The organism is Flavobacterium foetidum, from assembly GCF_004634245.1.
Classification (GTDB): Bacteria; Bacteroidota; Bacteroidia; order Flavobacteriales; family Flavobacteriaceae; genus Flavobacterium; species Flavobacterium foetidum.
The window spans coordinates 113,783-131,394 of record NZ_SJTF01000007.1 but is presented as its reverse complement, the minus strand read 5'-3'; the positions used below and the strand labels follow the sequence as shown (position 1 = coordinate 131,394).

Annotated in this window: 14 protein-coding genes; 5 read left to right on the top strand and 9 right to left on the bottom strand. The window is 34.7% G+C overall.

Annotation, left to right across the window (positions count from 1 at the left end; genetic code table 11):
• Positions 1 to 565 precede the first annotated feature (565 nt).
• Together E0W73_RS10830 and E0W73_RS10825 are read right to left on the bottom strand one after the other, a co-directional pair.
• Positions 566 to 2,338, bottom strand: a complete 1,773-nt coding sequence (locus tag E0W73_RS10830; RefSeq protein ID WP_135222094.1) for a MutS-related protein — start codon at positions 2,336 to 2,338, stop codon at positions 566 to 568.
• Between the two features lie 69 nt (positions 2,339 to 2,407).
• On the bottom strand, positions 2,408 to 3,241 hold the full coding sequence (locus E0W73_RS10825) for a universal stress protein (RefSeq protein ID WP_135222093.1): 834 nt from the start codon (positions 3,239 to 3,241) through the stop codon (positions 2,408 to 2,410).
• A gap of 180 nt (positions 3,242 to 3,421) precedes the next feature.
• Between E0W73_RS10825 and mnmE the strand changes: the two genes are divergently transcribed.
• The 4 genes from mnmE to E0W73_RS10805 all read left to right on the top strand — a co-directional run bounded on the left by mnmE (position 3,422) and on the right by E0W73_RS10805 (position 9,880).
• Entirely contained in the window at positions 3,422 to 4,822 is a 1,401-nt protein-coding gene (gene mnmE / locus E0W73_RS10820) for a tRNA uridine-5-carboxymethylaminomethyl(34) synthesis GTPase MnmE (protein WP_135222092.1), read from the top strand.
• A gap of 640 nt (positions 4,823 to 5,462) precedes the next feature.
• Positions 5,463 to 6,605 carry a Gfo/Idh/MocA family protein gene (locus tag E0W73_RS10815; protein ID WP_135222091.1) on the top strand — a complete coding sequence of 381 codons (1,143 nt, stop codon included), beginning with the start codon at positions 5,463 to 5,465 and terminating at the stop codon, positions 6,603 to 6,605.
• Between the two features lie 1,051 nt (positions 6,606 to 7,656).
• Positions 7,657 to 8,355, top strand: a complete 699-nt coding sequence (locus tag E0W73_RS10810; RefSeq protein ID WP_135222090.1) for a hypothetical protein — start codon at positions 7,657 to 7,659, stop codon at positions 8,353 to 8,355.
• 10 nt (positions 8,356 to 8,365) lie between these two features.
• Entirely contained in the window at positions 8,366 to 9,880 is a 1,515-nt protein-coding gene (locus tag E0W73_RS10805; protein WP_135222089.1) for a coiled-coil domain-containing protein, read from the top strand.
• A 325-nt stretch (positions 9,881 to 10,205) separates the two neighbouring features.
• Here the strand turns inward: E0W73_RS10805 and E0W73_RS10800 are convergent, their stop codons facing one another.
• Positions 10,206 to 11,483: a glycosyl hydrolase family 18 protein gene (locus E0W73_RS10800; protein ID WP_135222088.1), complete on the bottom strand. Its 1,278-nt coding sequence runs from the start codon at positions 11,481 to 11,483 to the stop codon at positions 10,206 to 10,208.
• A 135-nt stretch (positions 11,484 to 11,618) separates the two neighbouring features.
• On the opposite strand from E0W73_RS10800, the gene E0W73_RS10795 reads away from it, so the two are divergent.
• The gene (locus tag E0W73_RS10795) at positions 11,619 to 11,822 is read left to right on the top strand and encodes a hypothetical protein (protein ID WP_135222087.1); all 204 of its coding nucleotides are present in this window, start codon (positions 11,619 to 11,621) and stop codon (positions 11,820 to 11,822) included.
• Between the two features lie 405 nt (positions 11,823 to 12,227).
• Here the strand turns inward: E0W73_RS10795 and E0W73_RS10790 are convergent, their stop codons facing one another.
• The 6 genes from E0W73_RS10790 to E0W73_RS21665 form a co-directional block, all read right to left on the bottom strand.
• The gene (locus E0W73_RS10790; RefSeq protein WP_135222086.1) at positions 12,228 to 13,103 is read right to left on the bottom strand and encodes a TlpA family protein disulfide reductase; all 876 of its coding nucleotides are present in this window, start codon (positions 13,101 to 13,103) and stop codon (positions 12,228 to 12,230) included.
• Positions 13,100 to 14,293, bottom strand: coding sequence for a hypothetical protein (locus E0W73_RS10785; RefSeq protein WP_135222085.1), 1,194 nt, complete (start codon positions 14,291 to 14,293; stop codon positions 13,100 to 13,102). The genes E0W73_RS10790 and E0W73_RS10785 overlap by 4 nt, the downstream gene beginning before the upstream one ends.
• The gene (locus tag E0W73_RS10780) at positions 14,280 to 16,289 is read right to left on the bottom strand and encodes a hypothetical protein (protein ID WP_135222084.1); all 2,010 of its coding nucleotides are present in this window, start codon (positions 16,287 to 16,289) and stop codon (positions 14,280 to 14,282) included. The genes E0W73_RS10785 and E0W73_RS10780 overlap by 14 nt, the downstream gene beginning before the upstream one ends.
• The gene (locus tag E0W73_RS10775) at positions 16,279 to 17,133 is read right to left on the bottom strand and encodes a carboxypeptidase-like regulatory domain-containing protein (protein ID WP_135222083.1); all 855 of its coding nucleotides are present in this window, start codon (positions 17,131 to 17,133) and stop codon (positions 16,279 to 16,281) included. The genes E0W73_RS10780 and E0W73_RS10775 overlap by 11 nt, the downstream gene beginning before the upstream one ends.
• Positions 17,134 to 17,272: 139 nt before the next feature.
• The gene (locus E0W73_RS21670) at positions 17,273 to 17,407 is read right to left on the bottom strand and encodes a hypothetical protein (protein ID WP_262710894.1); all 135 of its coding nucleotides are present in this window, start codon (positions 17,405 to 17,407) and stop codon (positions 17,273 to 17,275) included.
• A 19-nt stretch (positions 17,408 to 17,426) separates the two neighbouring features.
• Positions 17,427 to 17,561 carry a hypothetical protein gene (locus tag E0W73_RS21665; RefSeq protein ID WP_262710893.1) on the bottom strand — a complete coding sequence of 45 codons (135 nt, stop codon included), beginning with the start codon at positions 17,559 to 17,561 and terminating at the stop codon, positions 17,427 to 17,429.
• Between the last annotated feature and the right edge of the window lie 51 nt (positions 17,562 to 17,612).

Below are 17,612 nucleotides of genomic sequence, written 5' to 3'. Positions count from 1 at the left end.
TAAAATTTCAATAAATTAAATTCCAAATTCCAACATAGGGATTTGTCAAATTTTATTTAAGTCCGATTTGTCATCCCGGAACTAGGAATCTTTGCAAGTAACGCCACAAAGTGAAGAAAAGCCTACTCAAAGTTTTAAACTTTGAGTAGGCTTTTTACATTAAACGGGAATCTTAACATCACTTATTGCTAAACCTAAAAATAAACCTGAGTTTATAACAAAAGGAATGCAAAAACTGAAAGAAGGTTTATAAGTTATTGATAGATTCTGATTTAATCTAGAAAAGTCACTAAGGCGCCAAGTTTTTAATGAAGTAACCATATCATATTGTTTAGTCATTTCGACTGAAAGGAGAAATCACACTTACATGTCGGCAAAGATTGGCGAACTACTATGCGGAACTTCTAGTGTGATTTCTCCTTTCAGTCGAAATGACAAGATTGAGGATGATTCTATGAAATGGTAAAGACTTTGCGTCTTAGCGACTTTGTGAGATTAAATCATTTCATAAAGAAAGCAAGAAACTTAAGCATAACTCATAACTCATAACTCATAACTTCTATACTTAAATAACTCCCATTTTCTGCATCAAAAACGTAGCGCTTTTGTTTTTACAAATGCCATCCCTTAGTTTATAATCAAAATGAAGTTCGTTGTTCTGAATTTCGACTTCAAAACATTGATTTTTTAATTTTAGAGGATATTCGTCGGTAGTGAGACAAACTTCGATGTCGTGTGTCGCAATCGCACCGACGGCGTTTTTAGAAATTATTTTCTTTACGACTTCAATTGTTCCGTTTCGTTTGTCGTCTGAGTTTGTGCCTCTTAAAATCTCGTCTAATAAGACAAACGCAGGCTCTTCGTCCAAGGCATTCATAATTTGCTTTAAACGTTTGATTTCTGCGAAAAAATAAGACTCGCTATCCGAAAGAGAATCAGACAGGCGCATCGAAACTAATACTTGAAGCGGGTGTATATTAGCTCTTGAAGCACATATTACTGAGCCAATTCCTCCAAGTATCATATTGATGCCTAAACTTCGTAAAAAAGTGCTTTTTCCCGACATATTTGATCCTGTTAAAATTACAAATCGCTGCGGATGAAAAGAGGCGTCATTTCCGATTCTTGTTTTCGGATTCAGAAGAGGGTGACTTAGACCTTCAAATTCAATTTTATATTCAGAATTGATTTCGGGGAAGATAAAATCATCGTTGTTATGAGCCAGATTAGCAAGGCTGTTAAGCATTTCTACTTCACCAATTACTGCAATCCAATCTAAAAGCTGTGAGGCATGTTTTTCTTTCCATTTTAAAAGCGCTTTTAGAACGTGAAGGTTAAACAAAAATGTTCCGTTAAACAAGATGGCCGTAACAAAATTGTTTATAGTGTCCATTCTAGAAAACAGTTCAGACAATTGTTTTAAATGCTGGCTCGCCTTGGTCTTTTGGTCAACCAATCGTTTTTGTAGGTTAATAAGCTTTTGAGATTTAAAAGTCTCATTTTCTATCTTTTCGATTAACAATCCATAATGCTTGATAATTTTATCAATATTATCGGCTTTGGCAATTTCTGATTGGATTTTTTTTAATGCAGTTCCTAATATAATTAAGTTGCCTATAAATACATAAGTAATAGACGATAACAATATATTATTTAAAGTAATAAAGTAAGTAAGCAGCATTCCGAAAAATAAAACTGGAAAAGCAATTGAGAGTAAAAGTGTTGCTTTAGATAATGAGTTATTCTTGTAAGAAATCCAATTAGTTATAGCTTCAAAAGATTGTTTAGAGTCATCACTAATTATAGCCAAAGCCAAGAATTCCTGTCGCCAGTCTAATTTTTCTTTAAGCTCGTTAACCGCATTTTGATTTTCCAGAATTGCCTTTTCTGGAAGTATCTTAAGCAGTTGCTCGGCAAGTGTTTTTTTTCCGCTGAAAGTAGCTGTCCGGTTTAAGCTTTGAAACAAAGAGTGCTCTCCAAAGATATCTAAATCGTAAGCATACGGATGATGGAAATCTACAAACTCGGCTCCGTTTTCAAAAAATGTTTTTTCTCTTTTTAAAAAGGAGAGTTCGTTTTCATTGATTTTTACTAGAGTCGAAGCAAACAGTCTTTTAAAGGAAATTTTGGAATGAATCTTCATTAGAAAAATAAAACCAGCAAAAGATATAAGAGCACTTGCCGCATACGCTATTTCGCTTGTTTTGATATAGTAGAAACTAAAGAACAAAAAAATAAAAATGCTTAAAATTCGCAGCAAGCTTATGCTGTTGTATCTTTTACTGGTTTTAGAATAAACTTCTAAATAGTGCTGTGTTTTTTCCTGGTATATTTTCATTGTACTTATTTGATGCAGCACAAATATAGGCGGAAACAAACAAAATCATTAATTTATAAATGTAGTTTTTTAGCCTTCATGCATAACTAACACAGGTATTGAAACTTCTTTGGAGATTTTTTTTGTAAAACTGCTGTCAAAGAGACTTTCAAAAAAAGAACGTTTATGTGTAATTGTGGTCAGGATGTCAATGTCTTTGTAGAGAATAAAATCTAAAATAGTCTCTTTGACATCGTCGCTTGGAAGCACTAGAAACTCAACATTTTCTGTTGCAAATTCTTTATCCCATTCTTTGATTGTGGTGTCCGAAACATCAGAACCGGAGGTTTTGACATACAAGCTTTTTACTTTAGCATTTGTTTTTTTAGCGATTTTTAGAATTTTCTTTAATTCTTTTTTGTCTTTTTCGCGGTACTTGGTTGTAAAGCCTATCGTCTTTATTTTTTTGTAAACAGCCTCGGCGGGAACACACAAAACAGGCACATCAACTCCAGAAATAACTGAGTTTGTATTAGAGCCTGTAAAGAATTTTGTCCAGTCAGAAGCTCCTGTTGTTCCCATAATTACAAAATCAATCTGGTCTTCTTCGACCGCATTTTTAAGATTGTAAAGCAGGTCACCGTCCATCAAGCGGTGTTTAATTATAATATCGTCGAGCTTTCGTTCTGCAGCAATTGCTCTCAGTTTGGGAATTTCGTCTTTAAACATCTCAAATTTCGCCAATTCGATAGAACTGTAAATTGCGGCGTAATTTTCAGGGAAAAATTGGCTGTCGTAAACCGGAATTTCGAATGTATGAAGCAATATTAATTCGGCATTTACAATTTTAGCAAATTCAAGGGCGTGCACAAAAGCGTTTGTAGCGGCATCTGAGAAATCGGTTGGGAATAATATCTTTTTCATAGTTATTAGAATTAAGGTTTGTCTCTCAAATTTACTCATTCTCGCACTAAAACAACCTGATAATTATCAGTATTTTAACACTTAATGATTTGTTAATACAACACTGTTTTTAATTTCACTTTTCAATTTCCAGTTATTTGATTCAGAATATTTTTTAGGCTTTTTTTGTACCTTTGCGGCATGATAAATCAAGATTCTATAGTTGCTTTGGCTACACCTTCTGGAGCCGGGGCTATCGCAATAATTCGAATTTCGGGAAACGATGCTATTATAATTGGCAATTCTGTTTTTAAATCTATTAAAAACAAGGACTTAACCAAACAGAAAACGCACACGCTTCATTTAGGACATATCATTGACGGAAGCAAAACGCTTGACGAAGTTTTGGTTTCGGTATTTAAAGGACCAAATTCCTATACAGGCGAAGATACAATCGAAATTTCCTGTCACGGCTCGACCTACATCCAACAGCAGATTATTCAACTTTTGCTTAGAAAAGGATGCAGAATGGCCGATGCTGGCGAATTTACACTTCGCGCTTTTTTAAACGGAAAATTAGATTTGTCTCAGGCAGAGGCTGTTGCAGATTTAATTTCCTCGGATAATGAGGCTTCTCACCAAATCGCTATGCAGCAAATGCGCGGCGGATTTAGTAACGAAATAGCAAAGCTGAGGGAAGAACTTTTGAATTTTGCCTCCTTAATCGAATTAGAATTGGATTTTGCAGAAGAAGATGTCGAATTTGCCGACAGGACACAGTTTCACGAATTGCTAAACCGAATCGAATTTGTTTTAAAACGTCTAATCGATTCATTTGCTGTCGGAAATGTAATCAAGAACGGAATTCCGGTTGCGATTGTTGGTGAACCAAATGTTGGGAAATCGACATTGTTGAATGCACTTTTAAACGAAGAAAGAGCGATAGTTTCTGATATTGCAGGAACTACGCGAGATACCATTGAAGATGAGCTGGTAATTGGCGGCATTGGTTTCAGATTTATTGATACGGCTGGGATTCGCGACACTAAGGATGTAGTGGAAAGTATCGGAATCAAAAAAACTTTTGAAAAAATAGACCAAGCGCAAGTTGTCATTTATTTGTTTGACGGATTGAAATTCCAAACTTCAAGTTCTGATTTTGTTTCAGAAATCGAACAAATCAAAAATAAGTATCCGCTAAAACCGCTGCTTATAGTAGTGAATAAAAAAGATATTTTATCTGCTCTTGAAGTGCAAAATATAACCAGCAAGCTTGAGAATTTAAATGCAAAACTACTGTTGATTTCTGCAAAAGAAAAAATGGGCGTAGAAGATTTAAAAAGTGAATTACTATCTTTCGTTAATACAGGAGCACTTAGAAATAATGAAACAATTGTAACCAATACAAGACATTATGATTCGTTACTGAAAGCTTTAGATGAAATTCAAAAAGTGAAATTCGGCTTAGAATCTGGTCTTTCTAGCGATCTTATGGCACTTGACATTCGTGAAGCTTTATATCAATTTGGGCTCATAACCGGCCAGGTCTCAAATGACGAATTATTAGGGAATATTTTTGCTAATTTCTGCATCGGCAAGTAGAAGGAAGAAAGAAGGTTCTGTCGCATCTGTTAGTTAACTATTACGCTACAATTCAGCGTTGGGTATTTAAATTTTCACCTCTGATTGAGTCGGAACTTAAGAAGAGAAAGAAGAGTGCAGGAGCCAGCTGGCGAATGGATGAAACCTATATAAATGTAAAAGTTGTCTGGTGTTGCTTATATCGAGTAATAAAAAGAGGCGCCCTCAATTATCGATCATTTTGCACATTTACGTGTTAGGTCGCTATAAATATAACAGTTGAATCTGTCATATGAGGAAATTCCTACGTTATAAAAATGATTGAACCATACAATTACAGAAGTAAAGCCGTAAGGCAATATGTCTATCACCAACAATAAGCCATAAATTTAGTACTTAAATTCTGGAATTGCTAGTCTGAACGAATAATTCAAAATTATGGTATAATTGAAATTTGATAACCAAGGCATGAAATCTTGTAATTTTGAGAATTTAAAAGGTCCTATTTTCATTGATCTTTTATATGATTGTAAATTTCAATCCATCGCCGGTATTACAATTGGATTTATACCTGAAAAGGATTAATAACTTTGCCATCATTACGACCAACTGTTATAAAGAGATTTTAAATTCACATTAACTATTATTTATAAATTGTAATATGGAAAAATATAAAATAGGGATTATAGGTTACGGTGGTTTTGGAAAATTCCTAGATCATTGGTGGAGTAAATTGGATAATATAGAGGTGATAGCTGTAGCAGATTCTGGACAGCATTATCATAAGATAAAGAACTACAGAGTATATCACGACTGGAAAGAACTGATCGAAGATCAAAAAATCGACATTGTAAGTATTGTAACACCGCCGTCACTTCATGCTGAGATGGCTTGCGCAGCAATGCTGGCAGGGAAACATGTACTGCTGGAAAAACCTGTAGCAATCTGTAGAGAAGATGCCAGACGGATTCTTGAAGTGCAGAAACAAACAGGCAAACGCATTACAGTAAATCACATGATCCGTTACAATCCCATCATCCGAGAACTTATGCAGATTGGAGAAAGCGGTTCTTTGGGACAGCTTCACCATGCGGTAGTTAATAACTATGCACAGGATGAATCCTTGGCGGAGAATCACTGGTTTTGGGATGAGCAAATTTCTGGGGGGATAATGGTCGAACACGGTGTACATTTTTTTGATATTATAAACGCACTCGGCAGACAGCATTATCAAAAGGTAAATGGTGCTTCACAGTCTCGAAATGATAAGCAGCGTGACCGTGTTTCTGCACTTGTGGCCTACGATAAGGGACTTACGGCAAGCTATTACCATGCTTTTTCGGGGCCTGGCTTTTTCGAGCGGACCACAATTTCACTTGTTTACGATCTGGCGCGCGTTGAAATTGAGGGCTGGATGCCCATGAAGGGAAAACTTGAGGCACTAACTGAGAGTAAGAACGCGGAAGCTTTTAAAAGAATTCCAGGATGGAAAGAAACAAAAAAAGAATTCATAGCGAAAGCAGGAGATGATTCAAGACCCGAAGGCTGGGGGGAAGGTTCAGAGTCCGCATCAGAGGAAAATAGGGTAGTGGCCGGTGGAATTGCCTACAAAGCGGACCAGATAATTCATGGAACTTTTGAGATTACTCAAAGCAAGGGAGAGGTGTACGGAAAATGTGTACAGGAAATTCTTTTAGATCTAATACTAAACATCGAAGACCAGAATCATAAACTGGCCGTAACCATCGAGGACGCTGTCGAAGCCCTAGAAATAGCACTGCTGGCTTCCGACAAGTCAGTTTAGGAAAACAACCCTGACATTCTTGCGGAAAAAAAATATATTTGGTAAAGCACAACAAGTTGTGTGTGCCCAATTAAGTTACAGCTTCAGCAGTGGCAGAGAATGAAATACCATCACTATAATGAACAATTGAAGAAGGCGAGGTATACGGGGTCATGAATACGGCCGCGGACGTGATCGACCTGAACCTAGCAATGCTAAAGGTAGAACAGAGCCAGAAAAATTTCACGAATTTGATACTGCAGGCCCCGTATCGAATCATTGTTGATTGGAAGATGGATTCGTACTTCCGGACCTGTCACAGTCAACAGTTTTCAAGACTGTGCATTCGACTGCTCTGCCATTTTCTCCAGCATGTTGTAATCATTGCCTGATTGCGGGTCCAAATATGGAATGCGGTTAAAACGTGGATTTAACTTAGATTACAAAAAAATACTTTCAGCCGTATGATTTTATTTGGTTTGAATATTTTTTATAGTCGAAGCCAAGGGGTGGCAGATCGTAATTTACTGATTTTTTATGTGGTTTAAAAAGTTGTGCCACGATTCCAGCACAAAAAATGCATATAGCCAAACAGTAAAAATCCGTCTGTCTGTGTACACTACAATTCTCTTCCATACTCTGCCAGCATATTATTGTTAATCAGTCTATCAACTAATATGAAATTGTGAGAAATCGCTCCTACATCGATTCGAATCTAAAGTTGGCACGGCTTTGTTTTGCTGCGAATTTACTCTTTCAGAAAGTAAAGTACCACGATGTGATGCAAAGTTAAACTGGTACGCAATCCGTAATATTTGTCTTAAGGTTGGGTAAAAAAAATAGGAAAGCCATGGATTCGAACCTCGGCTAAGCGTACCAATCTTTGCTAAGCTCTTAGTTTGCTGGAACAGGTAAATTAGTTGATAGTTATGTAAAGTATTGTTTTTTTGCTGTTTTTGATTATTTTTGAACGTAGTAAACGGCAAATGGAAATCCGATTTAAGGGTCTCATTCTAAATAAATCAAGGCATAGAACTTAATCATTAATATACTTAACAATACTGCTAATCGTATGAAAACAATGCAGATACTAATCGCAGGGATTATGTTCCTGCTTGTCACGCCGTCCCGAGCGCAGAATCTAACGAAACAAGAAACGGTAAACTACATTAATAAAAAGATAACCGAGGCCAGAAACAAAATTCATCCTTTTGTAATCGACGATAAAGTGCAGTTTGCAGCACCGCTTTCATTTTCGGATTCTTGGGCTTTTATCTATGAAAATAACCTTGCTTCGGGGTCAAATAACAAGATTGTATATACTGGAAGCTTCGCTACTGATCAACATGGCTGCTATAACAGGCAGCACTATAATTTCACTACCCCTGAATATTATAGCGGTGTTTATTCCAGTGTAGAATTCCTGCCTGCCCATATAAGTGCAGTCGAAATAATCCAAACCCAGCCACATCAAGAAGTGGGGCTTTTAAAACTCAGTTTCATTCCCAATGCACTTAAGCAGTTGGCGTACCAATATAAAAAGAGGGTGTACTGTACCTATCCTGGCAACGGGGACGCTTTTTGCGACTGTTGGAATTATGACAGCAGGCTGGTTGGATCCATGTATACATCGACATATTTTGATTATGATACCGTAATTTACATTCCATTTCTTAAACTCGATGGAGATGAGAATAGACTGAAAAAAGCTTTTGAATACCTAAAAGATTTATACTTGGCGGAACAGGAGGATGATCCTTTTGGCAAATAAACATTTCAGGATGAAAAATTACATGTATTGCTTAGCGCTTATTGTTTTCTGTACGATGAAATTGCATGCGCAGACTGTAGGAATCGGAGAGGTATCAACCATTGAAAGCAAGGCAGGATCTATAGAAGCGGCAAGATTGCGGATTCTACAGCTAGAGTCCGAGCTGCCTCAGCTAGAGAAACTATGGCAAGACAAGCTGCAAAAGCTACGATCTGAAATCGAGCAAATTTATAAGGATAGGGATAACCTGATAGCAGATATGAAAGCGGGTGCAAGATGCAGCAAATGCAATGAATGGAAATCTGAATTTGAAAAGAAAGGACAAAGCTTTGAAAAACATTTAGGGGAAGTAAAAGGATATGCCATTCCAGCGACAACATCTGAATTAGAGACTGCTCGAAAAGGATTCTCAGAGAAAATTGCCATTCTTAAGGTGCAGCTTAAGAATTTGGAAAAAGGCGATAATACTATTCTGAAAAAAAAGGAGCAGATTCAAAAACTTAAAGATGACAACGATAGGCTGTGCCAGGAAATAACGCTCCACAGCAAAAACTATGAAGTGATACTGCTAAATGATTCCAAAGCAAAGCACAAAATGTGGTCAGATGAACTTATGGCTTCTGCTGTAAAAACCCTTATATCAGATGACAAGATTACCATTTGCAAAGCTAAAATACCGCGAATTGAGAAGGAATTTCAAAACCTAAGCGAAGAAATTAAGCAGAAATTGAAAAATGACAATGAAAAGTTACTGCAATCAAAAAATAACAGCATCTCGTCCAATGAGCAGAAAATCAATACTATACAAACTCTGCATGAAAGCAGGCTATTGCAGCTACAGGTGCAGGTGCAGGAATTGGAAGCCCTGAAAAATGGTCTGCAGAAAGAGCTCTCTTCCGACAGCATAGTGGCCAGACTTGAAATGACTGGAAAGCAGCTCGTTGTAATTAGAGACAGTATTACCGAGCTAGAAAAACAGACAAAGGACAGCATAGCATTACTTCAAGCAGAAAATAAAAAATTAAATGCAGAGATATGGTCTCTTAAGACCGATCTGCCAAACGAACAGCAAAAGGCCCTTCTGCCTTTAAAAGAAAAGCGGGATGCAAAGAAAAAAGAAACTGAACTCTTGCATGCTGCGGCCATATCTGAGCTGGCAGAGAATAAAAAATCCTTTGCAGAGAAGACAGCGCAGTGCCAGAAGAATAACGACGTCTACACCACAGAGATATCTATAGAATGCACCCGCATGTACGCAGCAGGGCAGAAAGTTGGATGCCCGGTCTACAACAGTATAAAAGGAACAGTGGCGTCAAACTGGAACGAAACTGCTTCCTGCGTGAAGGCAGTCGCATCCTTATCAAAGCCTTACTCAACGAATGTTTTTAATGCTTACTGTAAAGGACAAGACTCATCGGGATACATGTCTGGTTATAAGAACTTTTTAGCCTCACTTAGTTCAGAAGATAAACTGGCAGTCAAAGAGGCAAGTAATGCTGACTGGTTTGAATTAATGATGCGCTAGATAATCCTGCTTCCAAGGGGTTAGAGTTGGATTTTCTGATGCACCACATGTACAGCAAGTTATTATTAAATAGAATGTTGGCGGAAAATCGGATATCTGTTGATTCTCAGAAGATATCGACAATAAATATATGTTCTATGCTTTTGCAAAATCGGGTTTATTACCTAAAAAGCGATCATGAAATTTTACTGATGTTTGATTTTTTGAAAATACCCATGTGCCACGATTCTGCCACAAAACTTAGAATGTCAAATATGTTTAAAAGCCGCCTTAACGTTTTGTGGCAAAATTGAAGGCAGATCCACTCAATCTGTTGATTGTTTTACTAACCGAATACTCCGTTGATCTGCGATAACACCCAACTGAAACCTCCGCCTGCCAAATTCACATAACAGGTTTGTCCACTGAATGCAATAATAGTTCTACCCGCCGGAGCAGTCACCTGAAAATTTTGTGTATCAACTACATTGGGATTAATGGTGGCGGGATAACTTGTGCCGTTGATGGTGATTTGAACTACCACATTTTGTCCGTACCAGTAGCCTGTTACGTAACTGAAAGCGGTGAGGCCATTTGTGAGATTGATCGGATTATTCCCATTGCCGCCATCACCACCATGTTGTAATAGTTGTACCAAATACGAGCCGTCTTTGCTGACATTGGTACATTGGATGGCATCCACAACATCTCCGCTACGGATAACGATACTTTGGATAATAGTAGGAGTAGTTTGCGTATTCAAGATGGCTCCATCGTCGAACACAACCACATCCGGTTGGCCGGTCAGGTATGGCCGCATCAATAGTTGCTGACTTTGCTCGAAAGGCCAGTTGGAGGAATCAAGTCGCCAACTCATCATAGTTTGGTAGGGGTATTGCTTACTCTGGTACTGAATCCCAGCAGCGTATTGCTGAGAAGCATAAAGCGCAGTGACGCCACTTTCTAAATAAGCACCGAATCCCAATAGATCGGCTTTGATGCCGTGTGCAATAAATACGCTAGGATCGCTAACCCAGTAACTTTGCAAATTGAACACATCCACATTGGCATTCACAGCATCCGCATTCAGGTTGTTGACATTACCGTACTGGTTAGAACTCGCCGAAATGGCCAGATAATAGGTATCCCCGAAAGCCTTACCCAATGCGTCGAGCCACTGGCCACATTGTTTATGAGAGAGTTGGCTCGTGGGCTGCTCCCAATCAATGTCGAAACCATTGAGGTCATTGTTAGCCAGAAAGTTGGCAACATTGGTCGCAAAAGTGGTCAACAGGGCGGGGTCGTTGATGATCGTTTGCAGATCGTTGGTGATTTCTTGGGTATAGGCGAGTAAAGCAAATATGATGATGTCCGGGTTTTGTGCACGGGCATCTAAAACCTGTTGTGCAAGATATGTGTTACTGGTTTGCAGGGTGGGACTGCTAGGGTTACTCATATCCACGCCAAACCAGCCGATGCTCAGGTAATCAAGGGTGCTGTATATACCGTTGAGCTTAATAGAACTAAAATTGCTGTTGGGTGAGCTGTAGGTCGCGTTTGCTGGATGTAGCTCATTAGTCAGCCACGCACCGATGGCGCCGGTAAAGTTTTTTTTGCTTTTCATGTGATTAGAATTTTAGAATTTCCGACCTATTTTTTAATTTCTTTATCAAAAATACCAACTAATAGGCTTTTATAATTCAAAAAATGTAATGAGTAGGATTTTATAATGTATGAGTAAGCATAATCTTGGAATAAGATGCAGTCAATTATTGTAAACGATTTAGAAGAAGAATTAAAGGTTAAGAATCAAAACACAAAATTAGATTATAAAATAAACACAAATTTGTCTTATGGATTTTTAAAAAACCGAATTTTAGAATTGCTGTTTAAAGAAGCTCCTTTAGAAGAAGTATTCAAGGAAGTTAGAAAATTTATTTCTTCAAAATACAATTCCAAATAGAGGCGCAACAGCGCGAGAACGGATTTGCTTTCGATGACGATCTTAAACTGGATATCTTTAAAACAGTTTTTGATCAAGTAGATGGCCATGAATCTGATGGTCATGATTATCGCTTAACATAATCCGAAAAAGTATCAGATAAAAATCGGGTAAAGATTGATTTTAAAGAGCCATATTATAATGGCAATTTTAAACTGAATACCCATGATTAAAATTTTAATACAGTTTCGAACCTAAGCTTCTTAGGCCTTGATTTTACTATGCTGATCGTTTCCTATAAACTGCAGGTGCCACGATTTTGCCACAAAATTTAAATTACTAAATTAATAATAAAGGTCATTTTTATCCCAAAGTTATTATTCTTCAGGAAATCTATTTCAAGTTACGATTTAATCATAGATAAGATTAAAAGTTTTTTTGTTCGAGTAATTCTTTAACTTCTAGGACTTCTTGGATTTTATTATCCTTTATCTTAAAAATAATCGGTACTATTAATGTCATATTATGAAAAACTTTTTTGTCTACTGTTGTTATTGGAAAGTTGATTTTTAACTCAGATTTTATCTTTTTCAGTTCTTTTCTATTAGAGTTTGAAGTTATGCCAATAATAGCTATAGCGTATTTTTCTTTTAATAAATTAATTTTTGGTATTGCATTTTTGCAATGTGTACAAGATGGAGAGAAAAAAAGAAGATATTCAAAGTTTTTAATTTTTGTTTTATCTATTTTTAATTCTTCGATTGGATGTCCAATTTTCTTTTCAGAATAATTTTCTATATAATAGGTATTGTATTTTAATAAGACAAAAGCAATTATTAAAATGGCTATTGGTGAAATAAAAGTTTTCAGCAGGCTTTTGTTCTGATTGTGTTTTACATTTTTATAAATATAAAATGACAGCAGGGTTATTACTATATTTTTAAGCAAAAAGCCTGAGAAACTGTCAGGATTCAAAAAATAAATTCTGCCGAAACACTGGCAGGATTCGATTTTAAGAAAGAAATGCCCTATCGTGTTAATTATTGTCAAAAGAATCGTGAAGACAATAGATAATCGTGCTGTATTCTTTAAATAGAAAAGAAACATAAAAGATACTGCAAATAAAAATTCAATAATTAAAATAACGTATGATACATAGTATGGAAGTCCATATTTCAGCATTGTTATTTTGAAATTATTCAAATCGAAGTACTTACCAATAGTTGACATTAGAAAAAATGTCCCTAATAAAATACTGAAAACAATTACCAATGCTGATTTGCTAATTAATGAGTTCTTCATTTTTTCTGTTTTTTATTTTTAAAGTAATTGAACAAAAGGCGAATAACTAGCATGTAGAATAACAATGGTACTAGTAATTTCGAAACATCTGAAATTTTAAAGGAAGCCGATTCTTTTACAATCTTTGAGGCATAGCTGTAAATGTCAGCCGGAAATGAGATTAATGAATTAGGATTTAGTATAAATAAGTAAAACAAAAACAACAGTAAAAATGAGTTACTAATAAGCGCATAAAAAAATATAAAAATCTCTTTCGAATTTAACTGAAGGCTAAACCTGTTTTTTATCATATTTTTTAAAAGTTTATTAGATCTTTCTCTAAGATTTGGTGTTCTTATATAATCAGAAAGAACCCAATAACCATCTGTTCTAAAGAAAGGGTTAAGGTTATATATTGTTTTAAACAATATAATTGATGGTACTATCAGCAAAGGTTTTATTGTCGTTAAAAAAGAAATTATTATGAAGAATGTACTAAGTAAAAGTTCAAAATAAATGCCAGCAAGATTTACAATTATTCTCTTATTGACATTGAATTTCCATGCACTTGAGACATCAGCATATAATACAGGAGTAAAGAGGTAAAAACCAATCCCGATTCCACTATGGCTTCCTCCAAATTTGTATGTTGCTGATACGTGTCCAAGTTCATGAAATAAACTGCTAATAATCATTATTACAAAATAGAAGGTAAAATATTCGACTGATATACTCTTTACATTTTTTAAAATTTCATTATAGTTTGTAATAAATGTAATTGAAGTAATAAGAAGACATACACTAATTAAAAATTTTAATGCATAATTTGAAAAAAGAAACAAAAAAGGCTTTGATAGTATTTTTGCCCTTTTAGCATTAATTACAATAAAATTTAACTTCAAATAAGAAGGCTGTTTCTTTACATCAAAATTATTTTCATTATTTTCTATAATGTTGTAACGGCCTAATTTATAATATAATAATTCATAAACTAATGCATTATCAAGCTGTGTTTCAAATGTGTTGTTAAATCTGTTTACGATTTGGGATATTTTACTATCATTATCTACCAATTTTAATAAATTGAACATTTGAGTACTAATCTTAAAATGAAAATTACTTTCAATAAGGGTAACTATATATTCATTATCTCTTTGAACAATGTCAATGTTAGGATTGATTTTTGGAACTAAATTATCATATGTAACCATTGTTATTATACGTTGTTAAAGTGTTTAGGACATAACTTGATGTAATTGTTTTGCTTTTGTATGGTTCATTTAGCTTTGGTTTAATAAAAGGAACTGCATCCCAGGAACCATCTTTTTGCTGTGTTTTATTTAGAAATGATATGCCTTTTGAAAATACAACATAATCCTTACTTGATTTCTTATATAACATAAGCGTACTCAAAGCGAAAGCTGTGCTGAGAGGATCTGTAGCAGTTGTTGAGGCAACAGACCAGCCTCCATCATTTTGTTGGTTTTTAATGATATAGTCTTTTGTTTTAAAAAGTATGTTAAGATATTTTTCAGTTAGGTTCGAATTATTTTTTAAGACTTCAAAACCTAGTCTTACACACAGCATTGTTCCATACTGCCATCCATAATACCATCTGGAATTCCAAAAAAAACCAGTTTCTATCTTTGAAAGAATATAATTTGTGCCACTTTCAATAACATCTTTATACTTTTCAAAATTATTAATACATAAAGCATATAGAAAATTTGCCATGACATCTATATCTGGACCAGATCCCCATTTTGTTTCATTAAATTCTTTTTGTGTCTTTTGGTTTTCGCTCTGATTTTCTTTCGGGATGATCCAGGTTTCAATACCGCCAGTTTTTTCATCATAACAGTCTTTAAGTAAAATTTTGATGCCCTCGAGACAATAATCTTCTAAAACATCAGTTCTGTCAGATTTGATGAAAACCTGCATCATTTGCCCTAAATCATCGGCATCTGGAGCTATTTCTTTGACGGAAGGGAAATAACTCCAACAGCCAACACCATTATTGTTTCTATTTTTAATAAGATAATTAATTTCATTGTTGATTACTGATGAAAAATCGATGGAGACATTAGTATTAATGTCAATTAAATTGTTGGTAATAATACCCCTCTGAAATATATCTGTTATATGCAGCTCTGTCTCATTTTTAAATCCTTCATAATCGGACAGAACCATTATATGCTTGGCTTCGGGGTAATCTTTTTCCCATTCTTTTATTAAATAATTAAGCCCAAGTTCAACTACAGAGTTTTTATCAAACGGATATTGAAAAGAGTTGATTTTTATTGGATTTTCTTTAAGCGAGGTTTTTGTCTTAATTATAGTTAAGTAATCATTTATACTTGAAATCGCAGATTTAGTTTCTTTTATTTTCCCGGAAATAGCCTTCAGCCATGTATTTTCGCCAGCATCTAATGCTGCAACTAAAGCTTTTTCAAAATAGGAGAGAGCTAAATTATATAAATCAGTGGCGGTGTTACTGATGTAAAATATTTTTTTGAGATCTTTAATATCTGTAAAATCCGTACCATTTTTGTTAATGAAGGTATAGACGGCAAAATTGAATTCCTTATTTGTATAGTCTTCAATAAAATCCTCTATATCGTCATTTATCTGAAAACCAATGGAGAAATATTTATGAGATTCCATTAATTTTTCATACTTCATTGTATCATTACTATCACTCAACAAAAACAATGCATCTAATGCAATTTTCCCTAAAGCAGATTTTGCATCGCACAATTTCTCATATTCATCTAAGGAAACTTCGGAGTTATGGAATATTTCTTTACCAATTTTTGAAGCGTTAAAAACTTCTTTTTTTCGAAGATTCCATAAACCCCAGAATTTTTTATTTAGCCCAAATAGACTAGTCAATATCTTTATCGCTTCTTCTAAAAATATTCCTGAAAGAAGTAAATTATTATGTTTTGTATCTTTGTCTAAAGAGGTGTCCAATAATAAAGAATAAATATAGCAGAGATAACCAGCGATATTTAAAAGTTTTACTTTTTCTTCGGAATCTTTGATTCTGAAGCTGTTTTGAAAAAGTGATGCATACTCGAGATAAAACTTTGGATTGTTGCCTAAGCTACAGCTTTTAAGAATTATCTCAATTGTTTCTTTGTCAAATGGAAGATCCTCCATATAGGAGATGAAATTCTGATGGTGTATTGGATTATTAATTTTCATTTGTTTGATATTTTACAAATAATTGAATCCCTAATCCCATATCATATTTTTCTTTTTTAGAGTTCCATTTTATCAGATTATTTGAACGTCTATAAACAGGTCCGCAGAAAACATTCGAGCTGAAATATATTATTTTCTTTTCTTTTGGATCTTGATTCTCTTTTTCAACAACATTTATACATTCAATAGAAACTAGAAAGTCATTTTCAAGTATTAGGTTATTACTTTTTATATCAATATCGACGTCACCAGTTTTTTCAACATCCATAATGATATCATCATTATTAAGTCTCACTTTTTCAATGTTCTTATCGTTTTCAGCATTATAAAAATTAATTCTAAAAGTTCCTTTTTTATACCCGAGTTCAGCAATTTCAAAATGAATTTTTTCTATTTTTATTTTTTTATTTTTTTGATTTTTGAAAAATTTGCCCACTTCTGCACCTAAATTTTTAGAAGAAAAACCAACAAGTACATGTTTGCTCAACGAATTGTTTCCAATTTTTTTTTCATCTGTAAATTTTAAAGTTTCAATTTTTACTTCGTCTAATTGAAAACCTATTTGTGTCATCACAATTTCAATTTCTGCATTTTTGACAGAAGTGTATGATTTGGTTTCATAACCAATATGCGAAGCAATAATTAGTATATTTTCTTGCAGTGTTTTGTTGTTGATTATGAAGTCACCATTTAAATCAGTGACTGTGCCGACAGAGGTGTCTGAAATTCCTATGTTAACATAAGGAATTGGTTTGCCAGTCGAGTCTATGCATTTTCCTCTAAGTTGTGAGATGCATAAATTTGATTTTAAAATTATAGCAGAAAGTATTAAAAATCTCTTCATCTATTTTTGGTTATTCTTGTGTAAAGGATATAATTAAACAACAACATTTTTAAAGTCAATATAAACTCTAAAAAGTTGTTGTTTATTAAGTATTATGCAAACATTTTCTAAAAGTAATTAATCGAAATGTACTGCTAAATTATTCAACCTCTTCTACTGGAGTATCTCCGCCGCAAGAACTCCCTGGGCAGTAAGTTATCCAGCCTTTCATTTCCAGACGGGCTTCTAATTCTTCTACTGAGAATTCAGTTAACAGGTTTTGTTCTCTTTTCATTTTTACTTTTTTTAAATTATTATTGTTGCTCTTCTACAGGGTGGCAGTGACTTGCATCGTCGCAAGCTTCAATTGACAGCCATCCTTTCATTTCCAAACGAGATTCTAATTCTTCTATTGAAAATTCGTTTACTAGACTTTGCTTTGCTTTCATAATTGGTTATTGCTTAGAAATTAATTGATTATGGGAGAACGAATGAAAACT

Coding starts and splice junctions, on each gene's coding strand:
- E0W73_RS10805 (WP_135222089.1), top strand. CDS start 8,366: ATGAAAAATTACATGTATTGCTTAGCGCTTATTGTTTTCTGTACGATG.
- E0W73_RS21670 (WP_262710894.1), bottom strand. CDS start 17,407: ATGAAAAGAGAACAAAACCTGTTAACTGAATTCTCAGTAGAAGAATTA.
- E0W73_RS21665 (WP_262710893.1), bottom strand. CDS start 17,561: ATGAAAGCAAAGCAAAGTCTAGTAAACGAATTTTCAATAGAAGAATTA.
- E0W73_RS10790 (WP_135222086.1), bottom strand. CDS start 13,103: ATGAAGAACTCATTAATTAGCAAATCAGCATTGGTAATTGTTTTCAGT.
- E0W73_RS10825 (WP_135222093.1), bottom strand. CDS start 3,241: ATGAAAAAGATATTATTCCCAACCGATTTCTCAGATGCCGCTACAAAC.
- E0W73_RS10780 (WP_135222084.1), bottom strand. CDS start 16,289: ATGAAAATTAATAATCCAATACACCATCAGAATTTCATCTCCTATATG.
- mnmE (WP_135222092.1), top strand. CDS start 3,422: ATGATAAATCAAGATTCTATAGTTGCTTTGGCTACACCTTCTGGAGCC.
- E0W73_RS10795 (WP_135222087.1), top strand. CDS start 11,619: ATGCAGTCAATTATTGTAAACGATTTAGAAGAAGAATTAAAGGTTAAG.
- E0W73_RS10815 (WP_135222091.1), top strand. CDS start 5,463: ATGGAAAAATATAAAATAGGGATTATAGGTTACGGTGGTTTTGGAAAA.
- E0W73_RS10800 (WP_135222088.1), bottom strand. CDS start 11,483: ATGAAAAGCAAAAAAAACTTTACCGGCGCCATCGGTGCGTGGCTGACT.
- E0W73_RS10830 (WP_135222094.1), bottom strand. CDS start 2,338: ATGAAAATATACCAGGAAAAAACACAGCACTATTTAGAAGTTTATTCT.
- E0W73_RS10785 (WP_135222085.1), bottom strand. CDS start 14,293: ATGGTTACATATGATAATTTAGTTCCAAAAATCAATCCTAACATTGAC.
- E0W73_RS10775 (WP_135222083.1), bottom strand. CDS start 17,133: ATGAAGAGATTTTTAATACTTTCTGCTATAATTTTAAAATCAAATTTA.
- E0W73_RS10810 (WP_135222090.1), top strand. CDS start 7,657: ATGAAAACAATGCAGATACTAATCGCAGGGATTATGTTCCTGCTTGTC.